The 16,176-nt window shown below is 43.1% G+C and carries 14 protein-coding genes; 5 read left to right on the top strand and 9 right to left on the bottom strand.

Annotated features, from left to right (window positions below; all coding sequences use genetic code 11):
• Positions 1 to 3 precede the first annotated feature (3 nt).
• Together Q4533_RS12065 and Q4533_RS12060 are read left to right on the top strand one after the other, a co-directional pair.
• Complete coding sequence (locus Q4533_RS12065; RefSeq protein ID WP_303502805.1) at positions 4 to 1,896, top strand: hypothetical protein; 1,893 nt, start codon at positions 4 to 6, stop codon at positions 1,894 to 1,896.
• A 113-nt stretch (positions 1,897 to 2,009) separates the two neighbouring features.
• On the top strand, positions 2,010 to 2,852 hold the full coding sequence (locus tag Q4533_RS12060) for a 5-formyltetrahydrofolate cyclo-ligase (protein WP_241900968.1): 843 nt from the start codon (positions 2,010 to 2,012) through the stop codon (positions 2,850 to 2,852).
• Positions 2,853 to 2,951: 99 nt separating this feature from the next.
• Here Q4533_RS12060 and Q4533_RS12055 read toward each other — a convergent pair whose 3' ends face one another.
• The 7 genes from Q4533_RS12055 to Q4533_RS12025 form a co-directional block, all read right to left on the bottom strand.
• The gene (locus Q4533_RS12055; protein WP_303502816.1) at positions 2,952 to 4,244 is read right to left on the bottom strand and encodes an O-acetylhomoserine aminocarboxypropyltransferase/cysteine synthase family protein; all 1,293 of its coding nucleotides are present in this window, start codon (positions 4,242 to 4,244) and stop codon (positions 2,952 to 2,954) included.
• Between the two features lie 226 nt (positions 4,245 to 4,470).
• The gene (folM, locus tag Q4533_RS12050) at positions 4,471 to 5,196 is read right to left on the bottom strand and encodes a dihydromonapterin reductase (RefSeq protein WP_102438483.1); all 726 of its coding nucleotides are present in this window, start codon (positions 5,194 to 5,196) and stop codon (positions 4,471 to 4,473) included.
• 156 nt (positions 5,197 to 5,352) lie between these two features.
• Positions 5,353 to 5,997 (bottom strand): GTP cyclohydrolase I FolE, encoded by a 645-nt coding sequence (folE, locus tag Q4533_RS12045; protein WP_102438485.1) that lies wholly within the window; start codon positions 5,995 to 5,997, stop codon positions 5,353 to 5,355.
• Between the two features lie 41 nt (positions 5,998 to 6,038).
• Positions 6,039 to 6,395: a dihydroneopterin triphosphate 2'-epimerase gene (folX, locus tag Q4533_RS12040; RefSeq protein ID WP_076539769.1), complete on the bottom strand. Its 357-nt coding sequence runs from the start codon at positions 6,393 to 6,395 to the stop codon at positions 6,039 to 6,041.
• A gap of 252 nt (positions 6,396 to 6,647) precedes the next feature.
• Complete coding sequence (locus Q4533_RS12035) at positions 6,648 to 9,716, bottom strand: efflux RND transporter permease subunit (protein WP_102438488.1); 3,069 nt, start codon at positions 9,714 to 9,716, stop codon at positions 6,648 to 6,650.
• A gap of 69 nt (positions 9,717 to 9,785) precedes the next feature.
• Entirely contained in the window at positions 9,786 to 10,886 is a 1,101-nt protein-coding gene (locus tag Q4533_RS12030) for an efflux RND transporter periplasmic adaptor subunit (protein ID WP_241903521.1), read from the bottom strand.
• 2 nt (positions 10,887 to 10,888) lie between these two features.
• Complete coding sequence (locus Q4533_RS12025; RefSeq protein ID WP_102531729.1) at positions 10,889 to 11,974, bottom strand: efflux RND transporter periplasmic adaptor subunit; 1,086 nt, start codon at positions 11,972 to 11,974, stop codon at positions 10,889 to 10,891.
• Positions 11,975 to 12,144: 170 nt separating this feature from the next.
• Here Q4533_RS12025 and Q4533_RS12020 point away from each other — a divergent pair, with 170 nt between their 5' ends.
• Positions 12,145 to 12,534, top strand: coding sequence for a thiol-disulfide oxidoreductase DCC family protein (locus tag Q4533_RS12020; protein ID WP_102438492.1), 390 nt, complete (start codon positions 12,145 to 12,147; stop codon positions 12,532 to 12,534).
• A 56-nt stretch (positions 12,535 to 12,590) separates the two neighbouring features.
• Complete coding sequence (locus tag Q4533_RS12015) at positions 12,591 to 13,490, top strand: SDR family NAD(P)-dependent oxidoreductase (protein WP_303502804.1); 900 nt, start codon at positions 12,591 to 12,593, stop codon at positions 13,488 to 13,490.
• Positions 13,491 to 13,607: 117 nt separating this feature from the next.
• Here the strand turns inward: Q4533_RS12015 and mdh are convergent, their stop codons facing one another.
• Positions 13,608 to 14,543: a malate dehydrogenase gene (mdh, locus tag Q4533_RS12010; RefSeq protein ID WP_303502803.1), complete on the bottom strand. Its 936-nt coding sequence runs from the start codon at positions 14,541 to 14,543 to the stop codon at positions 13,608 to 13,610.
• Between the two features lie 305 nt (positions 14,544 to 14,848).
• On the opposite strand from mdh, the gene argR reads away from it, so the two are divergent.
• On the top strand, positions 14,849 to 15,319 hold the full coding sequence (argR, locus tag Q4533_RS12005; RefSeq protein ID WP_076539676.1) for a transcriptional regulator ArgR: 471 nt from the start codon (positions 14,849 to 14,851) through the stop codon (positions 15,317 to 15,319).
• Between the two features lie 89 nt (positions 15,320 to 15,408).
• Here argR and rsuA read toward each other — a convergent pair whose 3' ends face one another.
• Positions 15,409 to 16,098, bottom strand: a complete 690-nt coding sequence (gene rsuA / locus Q4533_RS12000) for a 16S rRNA pseudouridine(516) synthase RsuA (RefSeq protein WP_102438498.1) — start codon at positions 16,096 to 16,098, stop codon at positions 15,409 to 15,411.
• Positions 16,099 to 16,176 lie beyond the last annotated feature (78 nt).

The following is a 16,176-nucleotide window of genomic DNA, read 5'->3' as shown; positions in this document are numbered from 1 at the left end:
TACGTGAGTAAATTAGAACAATTTCAAGATTTTATCCGCTCAAACGGTAAAGAGCTAACGGGGGTAAATGTCCCTGTGGTATTAAGTGATGAAAGCGCCAAAACCACCAATGTTAAATTTCATTTTGGTTGGACAATTGAAATTGGGGTAACCAAACACGAACACGGTGGCTATTGTCCATCAGGCATACAGTCAGGAAGCTCATCGCAAGCGTGTGATTGTGCCCACAATAAAGCCAAAGAGTATGTCAGTGGTCAAAATGGATTTTTTAATGAGACCTTTAAAAAAATCTTAACCGCTGATGTCGCCAAAAACTTTATCATTAAAGATACCAATCTAGGTTCAGCACCTGATAGTTATGTGGGTGAAGATATTTGCCATATCTGTAATGGCCGCGGCAAATGTTCATGCTCATCGTGTAATGGCAATGGCTCAACATCATGTACATCTTGTAGCGGCAGCGGCCGTCATCATGTGACTAGGCAAGATCACAATAACCGCACCGTTTACACCACAGAGTCGTGTTCATCATGTTATGGCAGCGGGACAAAAACCTGTTACACCTGTAATGGCTCAGGTCAAGTCACCTGTAAAACTTGTGATGGCGGCGGATATTTATATTACAGCTACACCATTGATGGCGATGCAAAACGATCAACTAAATGGTTTATCAACAGCCCCGATTATCACCAGTGGATAACAGATTACGTTACCAATGCGGGCTTTAATATTATTAACAACATCAGTGACGTGAATGAAATTGACGTTACTGAAGCCCTAAATGGCTGTACGTTCATCTATGGTTTTACTGCCAACCTACCGACCCTACAATATACCGCGACCATAGATAACACCGATACCACCCTGTGCTTTGCAGGTACCAACAATGTGACTCACAATGCCGGTGGCGTATATGACCCAGCAGTGTGGAAAAATGCCAAAAAGTTAGCCGCCGGAGACAAAGACGATGATAAGAAAGCCTTAGCGATTCCGGCCATTAAAAATATTATTGAAGCCCATGAAACCAAAACAAAAATTGCCTTACTGACTGAAAACTGGGTATCAAAAGATATCAAAGAGGCGGTCATCAGCAACTACCAAAGCTTGGTATCTCAACTTAAAAAAGATAACAATCAGGGTTTTGCATGGCAGTTGGTCAAAGGCGTTGTCAATTGGGGACTAATTTTAGCTATGGTAGCTATGTGTTTTGCCATGCTAGCACCTGAAATGATTTATGATGCTGAGTATCGCTCGGGGCTGCTAAGTCATTATCAATTTTTTATTGATTTACTGTTAGCGAGATTCGGCCTTTATGGACTTCCCACTTGGTCAAACTACCCTATCGTCCTTGCATGGTTTTGGGGATTATATGTCGCTATTCCTAAACTGTATTGGAAGCAAATTAGTCAGCCCAAACGGCTAGGGTTAACTGTACTTTCTGGCTATGTAATATCGTACTTTTTACTGAATCTTGTTGCTATCCTGTTCACCCTTAGCCATTACCCTTTGCTCCCCACCAACATGTTAGTGGGTGGCGGGTTACTGCTGAGTTTATATTTGGTTTTTGCGGGCTTTTTTGGGCCTAAAAAGTGGTACTTCAAAATACTGGCAGGTTTGGCTGCTGTAGCTGGCGTCGCAGCGCTCCAATTCGGCTTAGAAACCGTAAGCTCTCAAGTGCAATTTATACCAGAGCACTATTCGAATTACTCGCGATACTTAGGCGCTGCAGTGGAACCGGCTATTCAATATATGCCGTTTATTTATATTGAGATAGCAGTATTAGCGGTTGCAACAGGGATTATCACCACCCGCAGACGATTCTGGATAAAGGCCAAAACCACAGTATCTGAATACGACTGCGCCGTATTGCTTAAATCTTTAAAGCTGGACAAATAACTATCCATAAAGCGACTGGCTGGGGGATATTTTAGCCAGTCGCCCTTTTAAAATACCCTCGAACGCAGTACTCTAACCTTAATAGACATGGCAAGTATGGAGTACCGCCAATAATGAGTATGACCCGCTTAATGACCAATGCCATTTCGGTCGAACCTTCACCAGCTCGCACTCCAACTATCAATATTACTTATTTCTCTTCTATCAATAAGTCTGCAAATACCATAACGCAAAGCAATAAACACCATATTGGTGCGCATCAAACCCTGAGTATTGTGGCAGATGATAATCAACATCTTGATATTGATAACCTGAGCCATCAAGACCAAGGTTTTGAATTGAGCGATCAAGAACGTTACGCCTTATTTGATAGCCAAGGTATGAACCGTGACTTTATTCGCCGGCATATTCGTCAAGAACGTAAAAGTTATACCCAAGCAGAACAGCACCAGCTTTCGTTAATTGCCTGCCGCCATATGCTGGCAGAAATACAGCAAAAAAATGCCCAAACAGTGGCTCTGTACATCAGCCATGACGGTGAACTGGCAACACAAAAATTAATAGAAGCCCTTTGGCACATCGGGGTAAAAACCTACTTACCTCGCATTCACCCATTTAGCAAAGGTAACTTGTTGTTTTTGCATTACCATGCCGAATCAAAAATGGTATTCAATCAATATGGTATCGCTGAGCCTGCGTTGTCGGTGCAAGATATTATCCCAGTAAACAAACTGGATATGATTGTCACTCCACTGGTTGCGTTTGATGACAAGGGCAATCGCATGGGCATGGGCGGTGGCTATTACGATCGCACTTTGTGCCAAGTGATTGATGGTAAACCATTAGCGGTGGGCTTTGCCCACGACTGCCAGCAAGTGAGCCAACTCCCAGTAGAATATTGGGATGTGCCCTTACCAATAATTATCACCCCTACAAGACGCATATCCTGTATATAAACCATTAATATGTCAGCAATTAACATGCAAAAAAAAGCCCATCACGACAATATCATGATGGGCTTAATATTAGGCTGAGAACTCATTAAAACACTGGCGTTAACTCACTGCTTTATCTAACGCTTGGCTGATATCGGCAATAATGTCATCGATGTGCTCAATGCCCACCGAAATACGTACTAAATCTTCTGATACCCCAGCTTTAGCTAATTCTGCGCTGTCTAACTGACGATGGGTGGTACTGGCAGGGTGACAAGCCAGTGACTTTGCATCGCCAATATTCACTAAACGCAGCACCATTTGCAGCGCATCAATAAATTTACCACCAGCCACTTTACCCGCCAGTGCATCGGCTGCTTTTATACCAAAACTGATAATGCCTGAGGCTTTACCGCCGGTGATTTTTTTACATGTCACGTTAAATGGGCTATCAGCTAATGCAGCGTAGTTTACCCAGCTTACATTAGGGTGTTGCTGTAAATACTCGGCTAACGCTAGGGCATTACTGCAATGGCGTTCCATGCGCAGACTTAAAGTTTCAAGCCCTTGGAGTAATAAGAACGCACTTTGGGGTGATAAAGCTGCGCCGGTGTTTCTTAGGGGCACGACCCGGCAGCGGCCAATATAGGCAGCGGGGCCAAAGGCTTCGGTGTACACCACGCCGTGATAAGACGGATCGGGTTGATTTAAAATCGCAAAGCGGTCTTTATTGGCGACCCAATCAAATTTACCTGAATCAATGATCACCCCGCCTATGGTGGTGCCATGGCCGCCAATGTATTTGGTCAGCGAATGAATCACGATATCTGCGCCATGATCAAAAGCGCGGCATAACACTGGCGTTGCCACAGTATTATCGACAATTAACGGCACCCCATGCTTATGGGCAATGTCGGCCAAGCGTTGTAAATCGACCACGTTACCCGCTGGATTGCCGATGGACTCACAAAACAACGCTTTGGTTTTATCATCAATTAGCGCATCTAAGCCGTCAAAGTCATCATAGGCCGCCATGCGTACATCAACCCCTTGGCGCGGCAATGTATGGGCGAATAAGTTATAAGTACCGCCATATAACTGGCTAGTGCTAACAATATTATCGCCTACTTGGGTGAGCGCCTGTATCGCATAGGTGATGGCCGCCATACCTGATGCCACCGCTAAGGCACCAATGCCGCCTTCGATGGCGGCTAAGCGCTGCTCAAGCACGTTAGTGGTTGGGTTCATGATGCGGGTATAGATGTTACCAGCCACTTTTAAATCGAATAAATCGGCACCATGCTGGGTATCATCAAAGGTGTAAGACGTGGTTTGGTAAATCGGCACTGCTGCGGCCTTGGTGGTCGCTTCCGACTCGTAGCCATAATGTAATGCCAGTGATTCCAGTTTCATGTTTTCTGCCGTCATAATGCCTTCCTTTACCTTAAGATATTCAAATTGGGCCATCTACCAAAAAGTTGTTTGCCGGATAAACTTTCGAATTAATAGCCGGATAAAAAACAACCAAAAACCAGTGGTACTCCACACTAACAATAAGACGTCTAGATGTCTATTTAAAATATTCAGCCATTAAAAAGGGAGCCGTAGCTCCCCTATATAAACTCAATAGCAAACACAGTTAGGCTAAGTGACGGCCACCATCCACCGCAAAACTGCGACCAGTGACGTATTGACTGCTTGTCAGGTAATCAACTAATTCAATGATCTCAGGGTTACCCGCCTCTTTAGGCAGTATGGCTTTGGCTAGCGCTTTTGCTTTGTAGGCCTCATCGTCGCCTTCATTAAACAAAATCATCGCAGGGGCAATGGAATTGACTTTCACCATAGGCGCAAGTTTACTCGCAAATGACAGGGTTAAATTGTGCATTGCCGCTTTACTGGCCGCATAGGCAATATGCTTTTTACTGCCTTTTTCTGCCACGTAATCGGTAATATGAATAATATTCGCACTGCCAATATTGCCACTTGCTGAAGCGATTAATTTGTCGGCCAGAGCCAAGTTTATTTGATAAGGCGCACTGACGTGAATATTCATCATTCGGTTCATGATATCGGCTGAGGTCATGCCCGGCTTGGTTTTATCGTTATGCCAGTCAGATGCATTATGAATGATGCAATGAAGCTCGTCATGGGTGTCATTAATGCGCGCTAACATATCGTCTATTTCAGCAGGAATGCACAAATCACATTGATAAAGGTCGGCACCTAATTCAGCTAATTCATCAATAGAGGGGTAATGGGTTCTAAAGGTGCCGATGACCTTCATGCCTTTAGCGAGAAAGTCCTTTGCTAAGGCGTAACCAATACGTTTGCCGACGCCAGTAATGAAAATAGTTTGCTTCATTGCAGTTCTCTTATGATGATTTTTATTGAAAATAAGAAGTGTTAAAAAAGGTCATTAATGCAGTCGTTTATCATTGCAATTAATCATAAGCAATTAATAATAGCCTCATTGACTCGAAATTAATGACCTTTAAAGTATGATTCAAGCTAAAGCCGATTAGCTGTTAGCAAAGAATTCAGCTCTTGAGGCAGGGTTAGCTTTAAAGCAGCCGCCTAGTGCGGAGGTTTTGGTATAGGATTGAGTATCCATAATGCCTCGGGATTTAACGCAGTAATGGGTGGCATTGATACTAATGGCAACATCGTCGGTTTCAAGCAAGGTTTGCAGTGCCACCAGCACTTGCTGGGTGAGTCGCTCTTGTACTTGAGGTCGCTGGGCAAAAAATTTCACTATGCGGTTAATTTTAGATAAACCAATAATTTTGCGCCCCGGCACATAAGCAACATTGGCAACACCATCGATGGTAATAAAGTGATGTTCACAGGTACTAACCACGCTAATATCACTGACTTTAACCATTTCATCTACGCCCATTTTATTGTCAATTTGGGTGACTTTAGGGAAGTGGTTGTAATCAAGCCCAGAGAAGATTTCATTAACATACATTTTGGCGATTCGATGAGGGGTTTCACATAAGCTGTCATCGGTTAAATCAAGTCCAAGGGTAGAGATAACTTCTGTCATCAATCCTTGAATGCGAGCCACTTTTTGCTCGTTAGTCATGTCATTTTCAACGACTGGGGTTTCAAGACCTCGCTCAATCAGTACTTGCTGTACTTTACGTGCTTCTTCAGAAATCATGTGTTTTCCTTATGGCAACTCGTGCCAAATTAAAACTCACTTTATTTTCGCTGCTCTAATGATAATGAAACAGAGTCGGCAAAACGTAATGCGTGTGGTTTGTCGATTGTCACCCGCGACATGGTAATGGAAGGATGCTCACTGCAAATTGCCAGCACATCAGCAACTAATTTTTCCAGTAATAAAAATCGACCTTCTTCAACATGTTGGATCACTTTCTTGGTGATTATCTTGTAGTTCAGCGCATCAGCGACATCATCAGTTTGAAAAGACTTATCGGCTGGGTACTGAATTTCAATATTAATAACAACATCTTGCTGCTTTTCTCGTTCATCAGGGTTAAAGCCGATGAAAGTACGTAAACGTAAATTAGTAACTTTAATAATTGCTTGGCTAATTGACATAGAAAGCCTCATTTTGAATACGCGTTTTTGGATACTGTTTTTGTATACCAATGCGCAATACGTGAATACATCTAGTAAAGATCAAATAAAAAAAGAGCCAACGTAAACTCTGCTGACTCTCCTATTTATAGCGATAAACAAACCATTATGCGAGTTTACGTGCTTGATAGCTTAGTTAACTTACCTTAATTAGTCAGCTTAAAGAAAATCAACTACCACAGGATTAACTTCAAGCTAGTTGGCTTACTAAAACTCTTTATAATTTCTATAACTTACCTTGAAGAAAATAAGGTAAAACACCGGCACTATGATTAATGTCAATATGGTTGCAACCCCAAGACCAAACATCACTACCGCCGCTAATGACTCAAAGAAGGCATCGGTCAATAGCGGTAGCACCCCTAAAATGGTGGTGATAGCAGCCATACAAACGGGTCTAACACGGCTAACGGTTGAGTTAAATACCGCTTCAAAGGTTTCGACGCCGTCATTAATCTCAGTGTTAATTTGATCCAGCAAGACAATACCGTTTTTAAGTAGCATACCCGATAAACTTAACATTCCCAGCAGCGCCATAAAGCTAAAGGGTTTATCTAAAATCAATAAGCCTGAGGTAATACCAATAATGGCCAGCGGCACACACGCCCAAATCACTAATGGTTTTCTCACTGAGTTAAACAAGAATACCGTGATTAAGAACATGAATAAAAAGCCCAGTGGCAAGGTGGCAAATAATGACTCTTGTGCATCATTGGATGATTCAAACTCACCGCCCCACTGCAGCTCATAACCCACAGGTAATTCTAGCGCTTCAATTTGTGGCTTAATTTGGGCAAACAATTGCGCCGGTAAAATATCATACTCAAAATCCGTATCGGCAAATACCGTTAAGGTACGTTTGCGATCCCGGCGTTGAATAATGGGATCTTCAAACTTAACCTCAAACCCATCAACCACTTGCTGCAGCGGTACAAAGGCAGACAGCGCAGGGCTCCAAATACGAACACTTTCAAGTGAGTCGATATCAATACGCTCATCTTCTGGTAAACGGCCAATGATTGGCAATAAGGTCGTCCCTTCGCGGTATACCCCTATTTGTAACCCTGTAAACGAAAACTTAATCGCTTCATCTACTTCACTTTTTACGATACCTAAACGTCTTGCTTGGGTTTCATTAAAGCGAGGCGCAATGTATTTCACCCGTTCACGCCAGTCATGACGCACGTTAACGGTTGCCGGTGTGGCCTGGAATATCTCCATCACTTGCGCTGCAATGCTTCGCAATACATCAGGGTCTGCACCGCTAATACGCGCTTCAATTTTAGCGTCTGTTGAAGGGCCGATTTCTAAGCGCTTAAACTTAAACTGCGTCTGCGGGTATTTAGCTTCGACTGCCCTTCTAAATTCAGTCATTACCTCACTAAGAGACTCAAAATCTTCGGTGCGAATAGCCATTTGCGCATAAGATGCGTAGTTTTTCTCTGGCGAGTAAGTCAGTAGAAAACGCGGAAAGCCTTTACCTATGCTCGAGCCAACAAACTCAACATTATCAAGCCCCATGGCGATGGACTCCATGCCCTCGACAATGCCCTGAGTTTCACGAATATCTGTGCCTTCTGGCATCCAGGCATCCACTAAGAAAATCGGCGTGGTAGAAGGCGGGAAAAACGATTGCTTAACGTAAGCAAAGCCATAAATCGAAATACAAAATGCCATCACCACGGCGATAACACTCACCCAGCGATGCTTCATACACCAATCGAGTAATACTTTGTAAAACACAAAAAAGGCACCACCGTAGGGATCTTTAAGCTCACCTTCCACTTTTTCAGCATCTTTTCCAAAAAATAACTGCGCAAAAAATGGTGTGATGGTAATGGCAGTAATCCAAGATAAAAACAGTGAAAACAGTAATACCCAGAATAAAGAGCCCGCAAATTCACCGGTAGCATCAGGTGATAAACCGATTGGCGCAAAGGCAGTAATAGCAATCACTGTCGCACCAAGTAATGGCCACATGGTTTGTTTTACAATGCTTTGAGCAGCTTCTAAAGTCGTTTGGCCCCGCTGCCTGCCGATTAATATGCCTTCAACAATAACAATGGCATTATCCACCAGCATCCCTAAGGCAATAATTAACGCCCCTAAGGATATTCGCTGCAGCTCAATCTCTGCTTGCAGCATCAACATGAAGGTGCCTAAACAGGTTAAGAACAAAATTAACCCAATTAAAATACCTGACTTAATGCCCATAAAGACCAGTAGCACGCCGATTACGATCACTACTGCGGCAATTAAGTTCCATACAAAGCTGCCCACTGAAGCATCTACTTCATTAGGCTGGTTATACATGGTTTCAATCATCATGCCCGCTGGGCGGACACTTTCAATACTGGCAAGCTTGGCGTCAATGGCTTTACCCACTTCAACCACATTCACCCCGGTTGAAAATGCGATGCCAATGTTGATCGCATTGTGCTGATTAAAGGTCAGTAGATTGGTGGGAATATTTTGAAAGCCCCGCGATACTGTGGCGACATCTTTTAAGTAAATAAGCTTATCGCCTTGGGTGCCTGGAATAATCAGCCCTTCTAACTCGCTAACAGACTTAAAGCCACCACTGGTACGGATTTTTAAGTTGTCACCGGCAACCTGAATGTTACCGGCATCAGACACCATATTTTGTGAGTTAAGCAGGTTACTCACTAAAGATGGGTCGATATTAGAACTGGCAGCTTTGTTAAGCGACATTTCAACGAAAACTTGTTCTTGTTGATTGCCTGCCAATGACACTTTACCCACACCTGGCACTAGCTCTAATTCACGTTTAACGTAATCGACGTAATCTAAAATATCGCGGTAACTGTAATCGCTACCGCTGACCATTAGCATCACCCCGTAAACATCACCAAAGTCATCATTGACCATCGGGGCCTGAACACCTGGCGGTAAGCTGGACGACATATCATTCACTTTGCGGCGCAGCTCATCCCAAATTTGTGGTAGCTCATCAGGGCCGTAGTTATTTTTCATGGTCACAGTAATTTGTGACATTCCCGATGTGCTTAATGACTTGAGAGTATCGATATAAGGCAATTCTTGAATGGCCTTTTCGATTGGGTAGGTCACTTCTTCCTCAACTTCCGTTGAGGTCGCCCCTGGGTACAGGGTGACAACTACCGCATCTTTAATGGTAAATGGTGGGTCTTCTAATTGGCCAAGGCCGGTAAATGACATTAAGCCGCCGATCAATAAGATCAGGGTAAACATCCAGCTAATGACGGTGTTTTTGACAAAGTAGCCTGCAATATTCATATGACACTTTCCTTTGTGTTAGCTGGAACGATTGTGAGTAATGGGTTTATTAACAATACAATCATCAGCCTACACTCCCCCTACTACTTGTACTTTTTGACCAGCCACTAAACGTGAAGCGCCCGTTTGAATAATCACTTGGCCATCTTTTAGCCCATCGATAACTTCAATTCTGTCGCCGACGATCACACCTAAAGTCACGTGCTGATACTGGATAGATTGATCAGATTTATCAAACAGCCAAACACCACTGTCTTGTATTACAATGTCACTGCCATCTTGCATAATCACCGCTTCGATAGGCACCAAGAACTGTCGGTTGTAGGTGTAAGTAAGGTGGCTTAAGTCAACTTTCACCTTGGCAGGCATACCTTCAAGCACTTTATATTTAGGGTCTAAGTCAACGGCAATTGTGGCTATATAGGTTGAAGTTGCGGGATCTTTTTCGGTGTTAACTTCCAGCAAATGGCCATCAAATGTGGCATTAGGAAAGGCTTCAAAACTGACCTCTAGCAATGCGCCTACGCTTCTGTCCTTAGCCTTCTTTGACACCGCAATCAACATATCAGGAATTTGTACATCCACTTCGATGCGCTCAATCTTTTGAATACTTACCACTGGCACGCCCGGCTGCACGTTTTCAAAAGACTCTAAAAATACATCACTGATCACCCCTGAGAAGGGCGCTCTTAGCTCAGTGTATTGCAGATTAAGCTCTGCTTGCCTTGCCTCGGCTTTTGCTACTAAGTACTGGGCATTCATTTGATCATAATCAGATTGCGCCATTAACTGCTTAGCCACCAACTGTTTACCACGTTCAGATTGTTTAAAATTAACCTCCATACGTGCCCTTCGATCGCTTAAAGCAATCTCAAAGTCAGTTTTTTCTAATATCGCCAGTAAATCTCCCTTTTCGACTTTTTTGCCTTTGCTCGCTGGAATTTGCGCGATACGGCCGCCAACACGAAAAGAAAGGTTAGTTAAGTCTTGCGCTCTAGCAACACCATTAAACTCACGGATCACCGAGTTATCTACAACCGGTAAAGCGTAAGTCGTAACTCTAGTAACATTGGGCTCAATATCGGGGCTTTTGTCACAGCCACTCAGAGTCATAACCGCCAGCAGCAGGCCAACACTTTTAAGCATGCTATAGATAAAATTACTGTTCATATTTATAAGCCTCGCTCTTTAATCCATTGCACCGCAGCTTGGCCATCTTTAAGCTCAGATGCTCCAGCAACGACTAACCAGTCACCATCTTCAAGGCCAGATATTAAGCGATTGCCTTTTAATTTTACTGGTACTTTTTCAAGGGTTAACGCCTTTGGAGACCAGATAAAAACAAAGTCAGTTTCATTTTCAGTAATCACAGCACCAGCAGGAATTTTAGGATGAGCATCAGCGGTTCTGGCAGGCAGTTTGACTTTTACTTGGGCCGACATCCCCGGTAGCACATTAAGTTGCTCAGGCATTGGCAGGGTTAAAATGATGGTGTAACTACCTGTGGTTGAGTCGGCAATGGTATTGAGCTCTTTTAAACTGGCAGCATACCAACGATCGCGACTGTCAAACTTCACCTCAAGGTTTTGCATCTTATCAAAGCTTGAACCGGCTTTTTGAATCGCACCAATAAACTGCTCAGGTAACTGAAAACTAATATCAATGGCTGATTCGATCCGAATTCCCATCACTTCTTCTTGGGCTTGAACATATTCAAAAGCACGCTTGCTGCGTTTAGAAATGATGCCTTTGTAAGGAGCCAATAATTTGGTGTAAGTCACATCTGCTTTGGCTTTGTCTAATGCGGCTTGGGCAATGGTGTAATCGCTTTTGGTTTGATCGTAATCATTACGCGAAACCACCCCTTGCTCAACCAAAGATGCATTACGCTCGAACAGAACTTTAGCTAATTCAAATTGCGCCTGAGCGACAGCCAATTGCTGTATATAAATAGCGCCATCAAGTTGCGCAAGCACTTGGCCGGGCTCCACGGCATCGCCGGGGCGCACAAAAATGTCAGCAATTTCACCAGCAACCCTAAAAGATAAAGCGGCTTTTTCTGAGGCTTTTACTTCACCAGGTAAAAATCGTTCTCGAAAATCACTGCCCACATCAATTTGCAGGACTTTAACGGGCCTGGGGTCAAATGATGCAGCTGTTGTAGTCTGCTCAGCAGCAGTAGAATACGCGAGAAAGGGACTGGTTAAAGCCACCAAGGAGAACACGAGTAAAGAAGAAAATTTACAGGGCTTCTTCATTTTTTGCTCCGAAACATTTTAGTTAACTAGATAATAACATTCAAAAACTTACAATAATAGCGACTATAAGCCAGCAACAAAGATCTAAACAAGCACATTTGACGTATTATTCATTGTAGTAACTTATTGAGTTAATTTAGAACTTAGTAATTAACCATAGAGGTATCGAGATGGAATTACGGATTTTTTACGACAGTGCCTGCCCCTTATGCAGCAATGAAATGCAACAATTAAAGCAACATGACCGCTTGCACAAAATTGAGCTGGCTGATTTAAACCAAGACGGTTTTGCCGAAAAGTATCCCCATATCGACTTAGAAAAAGCCAACAAAATTTTGCATGCAGAAACCAACCATGGCGAAATATTACTGGGACTGGATGTGACGGCAAAAGCTTGGGCACTTACAGGAAAACATCAATGGGTACAGTTATTGCGCTTACCTTGCATCAAACCATTAGCCGATGTGGCTTATCTTGGTTTTGCAAAACACCGCTACAAATTATCCTACCTGTTAACCGGTAAGCAGCGCTGTGAAGATGGTAGCTGTAGCATCAAATAGTGAGTTAACTGCTTAAAGCCATAGCTACAATCAGCCATCAACCCAAGGAGATTTACTTGAGCCAATCATTCACTGCAAATTCAGGCTCAGTTGCGTTAATCATTGGTGCATCTTCTGGGATTGCAAAGGCCATTATTGCAGCACTGATTAAGCAAGATGCGGCAACTGACATAAAGCACCTCATCAGTATCAGCCAATCTGCAACTGCTGAGACGAAATTGGCTAATGAAAGTACTAACCCCATAACTCAGCAACATATTAGCTGCGATTATTCAGCAGACGCCATTGCCACACTGTGCCAGCAATTGCAGCCGTTTAAAGGGAAAATTACTCGGGTATTTATTTGTAATGGCAGATTGCACAATCAGTATCAAATGACTGGCGCAGCAACAGGGAGCGCCTCAGAAAACACAGTTTCTAAAACTCTCCCCTTTAAAACAATAGCCCCTGAAAAGCGCTTAGAAGATGTTAACCCTGAGGCAATGCAGGCTTTGTTTGAGTCAAACACCATTACCCCTATGCTGTGGCTACAGCATTTAGTCAAACTGGTTGCAGGTAAACAGGGCTGTATTATTAATGTGCTCAGCGCCCGAGTAGGCAGTATTAGTGATAATCGCTTGGGAGGATGGTATAGCTATCGCGCTTCAAAAGCTGCGCTAAACATGCTAATTAAAACCGCGGCGATTGAATATGCTCGGCGTGCCAAAAACGTAAAGCTCATTGCTTTTCATCCCGGCACCACAGACACCCCATTATCCAAACCTTTTCAGGCCAAAGTGCCCGCTGAAAAATTATTTACTGCTGAATTTGTCGCGTCGCAATTACTGAATATCAATAACGCAATTAAGGAAGCTGGAAGCGAAAGTAGTGAAGATGACAACGCTGAAATTGACCGAATTTACTACGATGGACAAGCCAGCTTTATTGATTGGCAAGGAAAACTGATTAGTTGGTAAAGGGCTTAGGTCTTTTTCCCTTGCAGCAACTTTAGCCTGTCAGCAACAAAAATGCGAAGCCAAAGGCTTCGCATTTTTATCGGTAAATCAAGTTATCAATAATTGATAAGCTTAAATTTACTTAACGAACTCAACACCAAGTTTGATGTCGCCGTTTAATGTATCAAGCATTGCATCACGGGCATTAGCTTCAAATGCGCTAACATCGCCGTATGGTAATACTTTTTCTACGCCGTTTTTACCAAGTAATACAGGTTGTGCGAAGAAGTCAGCATGTTCACTGCCGCCATCAACATAAGCACATTCAACCACGTTAGCTTCGCCTTGTAGGCCGCGAACCAATGATAGGCCAAAGCGACATGCCGCTTGACCCATAGACAGAGTCGCACTACCGCCACCCGCTTTAGCTTCAACAACTTCAGTACCCGCATTCTGGATACGTATTGTTAGCGCTGCAACTTCTTCATCAGTAAAGCTTACGCCTTCAACTTGTGAAAGAAGTGGCAGAATAGTCACACCACTGTGGCCACCAATAACGTTGATGTTTACATCAGCAACGTTTAGCCCTTTAAGGTCAGCGATGAAGGTTTCAGAGCGGATAACATCAAGTGTCGTCACACCGAATAAACGGTTCTTATCGTAAACACCTGCTTTTTTAAGTACTTCAGCCGCAATAGCAACAGTAGTATTTACTGGGTTAGTGATAACGCCAATTAATGCTTTAGGGCAAGTTGCCGCCACTTTTTCAATAAGGTTTCTTACGATACCCGCATTGATATTAAATAGATCTGAGCGATCCATACCAGGCTTACGCGCAACACCTGCAGAGATAAGAACAACATCAGCGCCAACTAGCGCAGGAGTTGGGTCTTCACCAGCAAAACCAGCCACTTTTACATCTGTAGGGATGTGGCTTAAGTCAACTGCAACACCTGGAGTAACAGGAGCGATGTCATATAAAGACAACTCTGAACCTGCAGGAAGTTGAGTTTTTAATAGTAAAGCTAAGGCCTGGCCGATACCGCCAGCAGCACCAAGTACAGCTACTTTCATGATGATCTCCAATTACGTTCTAGTGATTGACTTCAGTCTGGTCTGTGACACAGATCATGTTTTCTTGTGGCGTCACATTACTGGATCACAGCGAGGATTTCAATTATCCCTTAGTAGATCACACTAATTTCCTTATTCTATGATATGTATATAAATAATGACTAATTTAGCCAGTAATAGCTAAAATGAATTTTTATTCACCAATTTAGCTTATTTCTTGACTTGATGCGTTTATCTATTCAGAATGAGCTACTTTTTTGAATAAAATCTATTCTTTTTAAAAATTACTATAAGACGAAAAAAATATGCCAGCGACTAAGAATCAGGATGAACTCGTAAAGACGTTTAAGTCGATATTAAAGGAAGAGCGCTTTGGTAGCCAAAGTGAAATCGTAATCGCACTGCAAGCAGAAGGTTTTGGCAATATTAACCAGTCAAAAGTTTCCCGTATGCTAAGTAAGTTTGGTGCAGTACGTACCCGTAATGCTAAGCAAGAAATGGTATATTGTTTACCCGCTGAGTTAGGTGTGCCAACAGCAGGCAGCCCTGTTAAAAACTTGGTATTGGATGTGGATCATAACCAAGCGATGATCGTAGTCAGAACCAGCCCCGGCGCAGCGCAGCTTATTGCCCGATTATTAGACTCGATAGGTAAGCCTGAAGGGATTTTGGGGACTATTGCTGGTGATGACACTATCTTTATTTGTCCTTCAAGTATCAAAACCATTGATGATACCTTAGAAACGGTAAAATCACTGTTTGGCTATAGTGAATAGCCCTCTTAGCAAATAACACCTTCACGATTTATTGAGCCATTAAAAAAGCAGCCTTAGGCTGCTTTTTTGGTTTTAACAGTGCGTAAGTGTTAAATTGAGGCGATTTCAGCATCGGTGAGAAAACGCCATTCGCCTTCTTCTAAATCAGCATCAAGTTCAATTTCACCCACAGCTTCACGATGTAAATTGACCACCCGATTCCCCACAGCAGCAAACATACGCTTCACTTGATGGTACTTACCTTCGCTGATAGTTAATCTGGCATGGTATTCATCAATGATCTCTAGCAGCGCCGGTTTAGTTAAGCCGTCTTCACTTTTTAATTGGATCCCTTCGGCAAAGGTTTCCACCAATGCAGGATCAAGTGATGCAGCAGCTTCGATAAGGTAACGTTTACCGCAATCTTTTTTAGGTGAGGTGATTTTATGTGACCACTGGCCATCGCTGGTGATCAGCACCAAACCTGTGGTGTCCACATCTAAACGCCCAGCAATATGCAGGGTATCGACTTTTTCAATATCCATTAATCCCAACACCGATTGATATTCTTCATCAATGGTTGAGCAAATGGTATCAACAGGCTTGTGCATCATGATGTAGCGCTCGCCCACGATCTTAATTTGACGACCTTCGATACACACTTCAGTATCATCTTTCACTTTAAAGCTCGCGTCTTTAACCACGTCACCATTACAGGTCACTTCACCTGATTTGATAACTCTTTTTGCTAATGAACGAGTCAGCTCGGTGCTCTCGCAGATAAATTTGTCTAAACGCATATATAAAACCAAGTGAAAACTAATTGGTCGCTATTATGAGCTGTTGGCTAGCAAATAGAAAACGATAAATGGCCACTG

It is taken from the genome of Shewanella sp. 6_MG-2023, from assembly GCF_030547195.1.
Taxonomy (GTDB): domain Bacteria; phylum Pseudomonadota; class Gammaproteobacteria; order Enterobacterales; family Shewanellaceae; genus Shewanella.
The sequence above is the reverse complement of the archived record's forward strand: the minus strand, read 5'-3'. Positions and strand labels throughout refer to the sequence as shown.